At 55.2% G+C, this 4,484-nt stretch carries 4 protein-coding genes and 1 pseudogene; all 5 read right to left on the bottom strand.

What is annotated here, in order from left to right:
* Positions 1-75: 75 nt before the first annotated feature.
* Entirely contained in the window at positions 76-927 is an 852-nt protein-coding gene (locus tag YA0848_RS35435) for an SDR family oxidoreductase (RefSeq protein WP_198712473.1), read from the bottom strand.
* A 54-nt stretch (positions 928-981) separates the two neighbouring features.
* Complete coding sequence (locus YA0848_RS35430; protein WP_034097727.1) at positions 982-2,037, bottom strand: alpha/beta hydrolase; 1,056 nt, start codon at positions 2,035-2,037, stop codon at positions 982-984.
* A gap of 77 nt (positions 2,038-2,114) precedes the next feature.
* Positions 2,115-3,209 carry an alpha/beta hydrolase gene (locus YA0848_RS35425; protein ID WP_082238660.1) on the bottom strand — a complete coding sequence of 365 codons (1,095 nt, stop codon included), beginning with the start codon at positions 3,207-3,209 and terminating at the stop codon, positions 2,115-2,117.
* Between the two features lie 22 nt (positions 3,210-3,231).
* Positions 3,232-4,002, bottom strand: a complete 771-nt coding sequence (locus tag YA0848_RS35420) for a carboxymuconolactone decarboxylase family protein (RefSeq protein WP_198712472.1) — start codon at positions 4,000-4,002, stop codon at positions 3,232-3,234.
* 39 nt (positions 4,003-4,041) lie between these two features.
* Positions 4,042-4,484, bottom strand: a pseudogene (locus YA0848_RS35415) (Bcr/CflA family drug resistance efflux transporter); the annotation flags it as partial.

Below are 4,484 nucleotides of genomic sequence, written 5' to 3'. Positions count from 1 at the left end.
TGTGTTTGCCGTCCGCTTACGTTCTTTCTGACGATTCGTGCTCATCTATTGAGACCCTTTTCAGAGCGGTCCGATTCAGTTTGCGTCATCGTGTTTTAACAGCCCAGGTTGATAGAGCGAGGCTAATTCATCGCGAACCCAAGTCGGCTCATCCGCGAGGGGCATATTGTCTCTATCGTGCACGGCATCTAGCTCTCTTGGTATATCTGCGTCCGTGGGTGCAAATAGCGCTTCAAAGTCCTGCGTCGAGGCCCCCTGCTCCGCAACCAGCTCGACTGTCTTGCCTTCAGCCGCAACAGTAGAGAGGCTTCGAACAAGGTCTTCGGCGATCTGATGGCGTGAAACCACACCATCGGTTGCATCGCTAGCCCAGCGAGAGTCGCCCTGCAGTAGAACCAGGCGATGCTGATCGGCGCCGTTGCAGTCGAACCAGCCCGGCCGAACAATGGTATAAGGACATCCGCTGACGCGAACCAAACGCTCCGAGCGACGCTTCCAATCATGCCCCGCCAGAACACCCAACTGCGCATCGACACGCTTGGTCACGCCGATAGCCGTCATCAATGCGACACGAGGGGACAGATGGCCCCGAGCAGCAAGGACATTACGCACGCCCCCATAGTCAACGACCATTGCGCTCTCGCCTCTTACACTTCCTGCACCCAACGTAAAGACAATAGCGTCCACTCCCCTGACGATTTCAGCTAGACCGGCAGAAAGAGTGACGTCGCATTCAATCAACTCCGATTGGGGTGGCAACAACTTTTTGGCTTTGACAAGATCTCGCACCAGCGCACGCACCTTATAACCTTGCCTGAGCGCCTCAGCCACGACCAATCGACCGATACTTCCGGTTGCCCCCACGACCAACACCGTAGCGGGAGGAGTAATCACCGCCGTTTCCGAGTTTACAAGGTAAGCACACATCAACGTTCTCCAGTCGGCACGGGCCGATTGTCTCCTAGAAAAGCGGCCTTGAGATCACAGCGTCCTGGCGTAAAACGGCGTTAACTTGCCGAGAGCAGCATCCACATATTTCGGAACCCAGTAAGTTTCGATATGGGTGGCGCCATCGATAATGAACAGCTCCTTGTCCTTCGTGCCGGTGGCCTTGGGGAATGCCTCCTGGGTCATGTACAGGCTGTCGGCGTTGCTCCCTGCGATCATCAGCAACGGCTGATTGATCAGTTCGATCTGATTGGTGGCGTCAAAGCGCATCAGGTCGATGAGGCTACTCGTGGTGTATTTAAAGGTCGAGTTAGGGTGTGCGTGGGTCTTCCAGTAGTACTCGTAGCCCTGGCGATACAACGCATACGGCAGTTTGGCGATCTGTTCATCTGTGAGGTTGGCATCACCTGAATAGAGCACTTCCCCTCCCGCGGCCTCTTGAGCTCGGGCAGCAGAGGCTTGCTGCAGGCGCTGCTCAATAGTGTCCAACTGCGAATCGTTGTAGCCATTGCGACGGACACGTCCAGAGTTGAACATGCTTACCGTCGCCACTGACTTGAATCGTTTATCGGTTTCAGCTGCTGCTAATGAGTAGCCACCACCGCCACAGATCCCGAGCAGGCCCAACCGTTTGGCATCGACGCCTGCAAATCGAGCGACGAAGTCTGCCATTCCGTGGATGTCCTCGATGCGATAGGCAGGCTTATCGACACTGCGCGGTTGCCCGCCACTACCACCCTGATAAGCCGCATCTGCAGTGATCGTAATATAGCCTTGCTCAGCCAATCGCTGCGCATACAGACCAGCCACTTGCTCCTTTACCCCACCGTTTGGATGGGCCACCACGACTGTCGGGTAAGCGTGCTTCGGGTCGTAATTGGCAGGCGTGTAGACGTTAGCAACAATGTCCAGGCCATGAAGCTTGTAGGTAACGGGATGGATATTGACCTTACCTGCTTCATTTTTGGTTATCGCGCCATCATAGACGAGGGTATACGGGTTTTTCTTATAGTCCGCCGCACCCGCCTCGCCTGCTGATACTCCCGCCATTGCCGCCAATAAAGTCGCCTTCAGAATAGTGTGTTTCATAAAAGTACTCCTGTAGCCTTGAACGATGGACTTAGAAAGGAATTGGCATTTATTTACGCCGTTAGCGCACCTGAGGTTCAATCCAGCTTTTTCTCGGAAAGAAACTTTGAAACCAGATCTGCGATCTGGACATTGTTCAAATCTGACATCGGGAAGTGTGTGTTGCCCTTGATGCCAATCTCTGGCAGGTGAACCAGCGTTACGTCACCACCATGTTTGTTGACCGTGTCACGCCACTTCCGGGCCATCTCCAGTCGGGCGCGCCAACTGTCCTGTGCAGGCAGATCAACTGCGTGATCCGGGATGTTGTCACCGTAGAGAATAAGAATGGGAAGCTTGGTCAGGGCTGCGAACTGGGATGCGGGAAGTGACGTACCCTGTACCGTGTCAAAAGCACTCGGAATGGGCGTTGGCACCTCACCTTCCGGGAAGACAAAACTGCTACCGGGCTCAATAGCGACGATGCCTTTCACGTTGCTATTCTTGATCGCAGTCAACCAGCCTGGCCCGCCTCCCTGAGAGTGGGTGAAAAGAATGCCCGGGCCGATTCTTTCAAATACCGCCGATACGGCATCGGAGACCACAGTCATGTCGAACGGTCCGGTATTGGGGGTCATCGCGCGGAAGAATTGATTCTGGGTCTGCGCATCCTGTGCAACTTGTACACCCTTGAAGTAGTTCGGCCAAAGCCCCATACGGAACTGGTTGAACCAAAGTTGTTCATCCGGCGTCGGTTTGACCGTTGCCTCAACCATGCCGCGCCCGGCATTGCCCCTGCGTGGTTGATCTATCAAGTAAACACCGAAGCCACGGCGTAGAAAAATAGTCTGGAAACCCTCGCGCCCATCCGCCGTTGTTTCCCAAGTCTTGGAAAACTGGCCGGCACCATGCCACATGACAATAGGCAGCTTTCTGGCATTCAATGGCAACTGGTAAAAGGCATAGGCGTGATCGCCGTGGTAGGTCTGGCCCGAGGGCTCCATTGGCTTGCGCGCGTCGAAAATACCCGGCGCTGTCGCAACTTGTCCCCCGGCAGCAAAGCTGCCTTGTTCTTGAATAATCAATGGTTCAGGTTTGCTTCGCTCCCCTGCAACTGCGATGTTCCCTATGGATGATGCGACAAAGCCAAATAGCATGCCGAACACCAACCGTTTGAATACTTTTGATGACATAACGACGCTTCCTATCACGGGGTCATTTCCTTTCAGTAAACACAGACTGCATAACAGGCAGAGCCGACATCGCACGAGGCCACCCGGCGTAGAAAGCGAGCTGGGTAACCACTTCGGCGGCCTGGGCTTGCGTCAGGCCGTTGTCCATGGCCCTGTTCAGATGAAAGGGGACCTGATAGAGCTGACCTCGAGCGATGAGCGCAGCCACAGTGATCAAACTGCGGTCGCGAGGTGCTAGATCGGCACGCCGCCATAGATCAGCAAACAAAACGTCATCCGTGTAACGAGCCAGTTCTGGTGCAATCGGGGCGACGTTTTCTTTGATGGTTGCCGCCCGTTTCGCCTCTACTACTTCGTCTACCGGCAGCAACGCTTGTGACGCAGGTTGATATTGCTCGGCGGCGATCCCACGCGTTTTGAACACCTCGCCTGCGACGCCTACCGCACTCATCGCATTAGGCCAGCCGGTGTAGAAAGCCAAATGGGTTATCAACCCGACGATCTCCCCGGGCTTCACTCCGTTGTCCAATGCAAGATTGATATGCGAGGTCATCTGCGCTGATTGCCCGTTGGCGACCAAGGCTGACAACGTCACCAGGCTACGGTCACGTGGCGCGAGCTCCTTGCGCTTCCATAAGTCACCAAAAAGCACATCCTGGGTATAGGCAAATAGCTGTGGTGCAGTTTCCCGAGCTTGCCGCGCGGCGGGTGTATCCGGCACCGAACTTTGCGCGTTTGCCTGAATTGACATAGCCATCAGTGCGGCGGTCGTTACGGATGTAGTCAACTTCATGAGCATTCAACTCCCTTGATCCCGATGCAAAAAAAATCGTCATCCCTGCGCAACAGTCAAACCTTGACGCGCGTATAGGCGGATGGCGATCACACATGTCAACAAGCTACCGACGCCCGCGAGGCCCATGATCCACGCCATCGTCCACGGGGTACCGTCCGAAAACCACCCCAGCATTGCCGCGCTTAGGATGCCGCTGCCGTAATGCATCGCTCCAAGCAAGGATGATGCTGCACCAGCGTTGTTCGGAAACGAGGACAAAGCCCCGGCGACCGAATTGGCCACGATGAGCCCATTCATGGACATGTAGATAAAGATAGGAATTACCAGGCCAAGCAGCCCACCCCAGCCAAACCAGGCGTTAACCGCCAGAATGACGCCTGTCAGCGCAAGAATGCCGGTCCCGATACGGAACAACTGCTCGCTCTCAACTTGCCTCAATAACCGGCCATTGAGAAAGTTGGCAGCCATCATCCCCAGGA

Origin of the sequence: Pseudomonas sp. S4_EA_1b, assembly GCF_016307435.1 — a bacterium.
GTDB lineage: Bacteria > Pseudomonadota > Gammaproteobacteria > Pseudomonadales > Pseudomonadaceae > Aquipseudomonas > Aquipseudomonas rhodesiae.
This window is presented reverse-complemented; position numbering and strand designations above follow the sequence as displayed.